The organism is Mesorhizobium sp. M7A.F.Ca.CA.002.09.1.1, assembly GCF_003998555.1.
In the GTDB taxonomy this organism is placed as follows: Bacteria; Pseudomonadota; Alphaproteobacteria; order Rhizobiales; family Rhizobiaceae; genus Mesorhizobium; species Mesorhizobium ciceri.
Genome location: NZ_RZRR01000552.1, coordinates 1 through 3,837, shown reverse-complemented (window position 1 = coordinate 3,837; position 3,837 = coordinate 1). Strand labels below are relative to the sequence as shown.

General features: G+C 63.2%; 3 protein-coding genes and 2 pseudogenes. 3 read left to right on the top strand and 2 right to left on the bottom strand.

Annotation, left to right across the window (positions count from 1 at the left end; genetic code table 11):
* The 3 genes and pseudogenes from fumC to EN994_RS21765 all read left to right on the top strand — a co-directional run.
* Positions 1-368, top strand: a pseudogene (fumC, locus tag EN994_RS21775) (class II fumarate hydratase); the annotation flags it as partial.
* A 235-nt stretch (positions 369-603) separates the two neighbouring features.
* Positions 604-1,023: a DoxX family protein gene (locus EN994_RS21770; protein WP_013532413.1), complete on the top strand. Its 420-nt coding sequence runs from the start codon at positions 604-606 to the stop codon at positions 1,021-1,023.
* A gap of 157 nt (positions 1,024-1,180) precedes the next feature.
* On the top strand, positions 1,181-1,585 hold the full coding sequence (locus EN994_RS21765; RefSeq protein WP_013532414.1) for a DoxX family protein: 405 nt from the start codon (positions 1,181-1,183) through the stop codon (positions 1,583-1,585).
* 285 nt (positions 1,586-1,870) lie between these two features.
* On the opposite strand, the gene ppx is transcribed toward EN994_RS21765, so the two are convergent.
* Complete coding sequence (ppx, locus tag EN994_RS21760; protein ID WP_013532415.1) at positions 1,871-3,406, bottom strand: exopolyphosphatase; 1,536 nt, start codon at positions 3,404-3,406, stop codon at positions 1,871-1,873.
* Positions 3,406-3,837, bottom strand: a pseudogene (locus EN994_RS21755) (RNA degradosome polyphosphate kinase); the annotation flags it as partial. The gene ppx and the pseudogene EN994_RS21755, both read right to left, overlap by 1 nt.

Below are 3,837 nucleotides of genomic sequence, written 5' to 3'. Positions count from 1 at the left end.
GCAACAATGCGGCGCTCACCTTCGCCGGCAGCCAGGGTCATTTCGAGCTCAATGTCTACAATCCGCTGATGGCCTACAACTTCCTGCAGTCGGTGAAGTTGCTCTGCGACGCCTCGGTCTCCTTCACCGACAATTGCGTCGTCGGCATCGAGGCCCGCGAAGACAACATCAAGGCGGCACTCGACCGCTCGCTGATGCTGGTGACGGCGCTGGCGCCGACCATCGGCTACGACAATGCCGCCAAGATCGCCAAGACCGCGCACAAGAAGGGCACCACTTTGCGCGAGGAAGCGCTCGCCACCGGGCTGGTCAGCGAAGCCGATTACGACCGGCTGGTGCGGCCGGAGGATATGACGCATCCGGGGTAGGCAATTCCAGGAAAAGTGTCTGCGGTTTTCGGTCCGGAATTGCGTCAACCAAAAGCCCGGTATTTCGTGAGGGGAGAATTTACTCCCGTCACGACCTCACCCGAAGCGAATTTTGCGCAGGCCGCCCGATCACGGAAACGTAAGTACTGTGAACAATGTGTCGCCAGTCTGGTGGCTTTGGTGAACAGTCGGTTTGCTCTATCTCCCCGGCATCAACCCATCCCGGAGAGCCACCATGTCCACCAACATTTCAGTCGCCGGTTCCGGCGCATCCAATGCCTCGACCACCATCCTCCTCGGCCGCGTCCTGCTCGCGGTCATCTTCCTGCTTTCAGGTTTCGGCAAGCTCACCGCCATTAGCGGAACAGCGGGCTATTTCGGCAGCCTCGGCCTGCCCTTGCCGACCGTAACGGCCACCGTCGTCGGCCTGATCGAGCTTCTCGGCGGCCTCGCCATCCTCGTCGGCTTCAAGACCCGGATTGTCGCCTGGGTGCTGGCGGTCTTCACGGTCGCTACCGGTTTGGTCGCCCATACCGGTTGGGCCGACCAGATGCAGATGATCCAGTTTCTCAAGAACCTCGCCATTGCGGGCGGCTTCCTCGTGCTGGCTTCCTCGGGCGCCGGTGCCTATTCGATCGACGCCAAGCGCGGCTGAGCCAAGACCCGGCAATAGCCGAACAAGAAAGCGGCGCGGAATTTTCCGCGCCGCTTTTTCGTTGTTGGTGCATGACCGCCGATCTGTCGGCCGGAGTTTCTGATAGGATCGGGGCTATCGGGACGAGGCCGGCCGGCGGCCGACAACGGAGGTGAACATGCCCCGCAACGCGCTGCTCCTGCTCTCCCGGCTGCTGCTCGCCGCCCTGTTCGTGCCTTCCGGTTTCCATGCATTGAGCGACATCGCCGGCACCACAGGCTATTTCGCCGGCCTCGGCCTGCCGCTGCCGACACTTGCTGCCTGGGGCACGGGACTGTTCGAACTGATCGCCGGGCTGCTCATCCTGGTCGGTTTCCAGACCCGGATCATAGCGCTTCTGCTCGCTGCCTTCTGTATCGTCGCCGGCTTCATCGGCCATTATGGCCAGGGCGGCGGCGACGCGATGCTCGCCTTCCTGCACCAGCAGATGCTGATGAAGGACATTGCGATATCAGGTGGGTTTGTAGCGCTGGCGATGGCCGGCGCCGGCGCATGGTCGATCGACGGGCGCGGCGCGGTTTGATATTTTTGCGTAGATGGGCCCGAGCTGATCGACCCCACTCCGTCTCGGCTTCGTCGAGTCACCTCTCCCCTGATCGACGGGGTAGAGGAAGGCCGCGAGCCTATTGCCGCCAACGCTCTTCCAACGAGGCTCCCTTCCTTTCCCTCCGGAGGGGGGAAAGGTGGCGCTGCAAAGCAGCGACGGATTGGGGGAAGCCGGTCATCAAAGGCGAAGCCGCCGGCGAAGTACGACCGGCAGGTCTCCGCTTAAGTCAGATAAGACACGGGTCTGCTAGCAGCTAGCGCCTTATTTCACTGACATGCTGGGGCCACCCTCGACGGCCAGCACCAGCCGGCGGTTGGTGATCCTGGCCAGCTGCGCCAGGCGCCCGGCCGGCCGCTCGCCATAGAGATCGGCCAGCGATGCCGGCAAGACCAGCGCCAGCACGCCGTTGGCGCGCTGTTCCCATTTCAGCCTGGGCATGATGCCGGGCATCGACGCCGTCAGCAGGTAGACGACGCGCATCATCGCGGCGAGGACGCGGGCGCGCTCCAGATAACGCGGCGATGCCAGAGCCTTGATCTCGGGGGCGATGGCTTCGTTGAAGATGCCGTCGTGACGATAGGCGTTGGCCATCGCCAGGAAAGCACGGCCAGGATGGTCGACGCCGAAGAAGGACGCGTGCGCAATGATGTTGAGCGATTGCTTGCCGCGGTATTCGGGATGCGCGCGCCAGCCGATGTCCGCCAGCAATGCGGCCGCGTGGCGGTAGCGCGCCTCGTCCTCGGTCTCGTCGATGCCGAAGGCGGCAAAGGTCTTGGCGGTCCAGTCGACAAGTTCATGCGCATGGGTGACGGAGCGCGAGCGCAGGCGGGCGAGTTCCTCCGAGGCCGAAATCAGCGGATCGGCCTTCCGCTCGGCCTCGTCGAGCAGCGAATAGAGAAAGCCTTCGCGCACGCCAAGCGCCGAGACGATGATCTTCGACGGCTGCATCGCCGCCATGATCTCCTGCAGCACGATGGCGCCATAGGGCAGCAGCGAACGGCGGTTCTTCGAAACGCCTTCGATGCCCTTGACCTTCTCGATCTCGGCCTTGGCCACCTGCTTGAGGAAGTTCGCCGCGCTTTCGGCCGATATCTCGTAATGGTGCATGACGCCAAGCGGATAGTTGGTCATTTCCATGTGCAGCCGGGCAAGATTTCGCCAGGTGCCGCCGACGGCGTAGAAGGGCCTGCCCTGCCCGCCTTTCAACAGCTTGGCCTTCGCCAGTTCGTCACGCGCGATCCTGGCCGCCTGGGTCAGCGAGTTCTTCGCCATGTCCTGCAGGCGCAGGCCGCCCAGCGGCAGCGTGATGCCGTCGCCGATCGCCTCGCCGCTGACATCGACCAGTTCGAGGCTGCCGCCGCCCAGATCGCCGGCGATGCCATCGGCCGGATGGAAACCGGAAATGACGCCGAGCGCGGAATAGTACGCTTCCTGACGACCGCTGATCACTCGGATCTCGGTCTTCAGCACATCCTCGGCGCGGTGGATGAAATCGGGGCCGTTGACCGCCTCGCGGGCCGCCGCGGTCGCCAGCACATACATCTGCTCGGCGCCCGCCTGGTCGGAAAGCGCACGAAAGCGGCGGAACTCTTCCATCGAGCGCGTTACCGCCTCGGGGTCGAGCTTGCCCGTCGAAACGATGCCGCGGCCGAGACCGGCCAGCATCTTTTCGTTGAACAGCATGGTCGGCGAGCGCGCCAGCCCCTCATAGACGACGAGACGGATCGAGTTCGATCCGATGTCGATGATGGACAGCGGTCGGCGGTCCTGCAGCCGGCCCTGAGAATCAGACAGCATCAGCCGGACGCTGCAGCGTTCTTCTTGCGGCGCTTGAACTGCGCGATGCGCTTGGGCGCATGCGACTTCAGCGCGTCACCCCGTCCCGACAGGCTCGGATTGGTCATGAAATATTCCTGCGCGTTGAACGGTTCCTCGCCCTCCTCCAGCACGACGCGCCGGGAGGTTCCATCAGCCAATACGTCGAAACTTTGCTGATTGTCCATAATGTTGCCCAGCATGATCTGGCCAAGGATCTGTTCATGCACAGTTGGATTGGTGATCGGCACCATGGTTTCGACGCGGCGGTCGAGATTGCGCGGCATCAGGTCGGCCGAGGAGATGTAGACGATCGCCTCGTCCGACGGCAGGCCGAAACCATTGCCGAAACAATAGATGCGGCTGTGCTCGAGAAAACGGCCGACGATCGATTTTACGCGGATGTTTTCCGA

What these genes read in the sequence shown, in the direction of transcription:
- EN994_RS21770 (WP_013532413.1), top strand. Translation starts at nt 604, where the DNA reads ATGTCCACCAACATTTCAGTCGCCGGTTCCGGCGCATCCAATGCCTCG.
- EN994_RS21765 (WP_013532414.1), top strand. Translation starts at nt 1,181, where the DNA reads ATGCCCCGCAACGCGCTGCTCCTGCTCTCCCGGCTGCTGCTCGCCGCC.
- ppx (WP_013532415.1), bottom strand. Translation starts at nt 3,406, where the DNA reads ATGCTGTCTGATTCTCAGGGCCGGCTGCAGGACCGCCGACCGCTGTCC.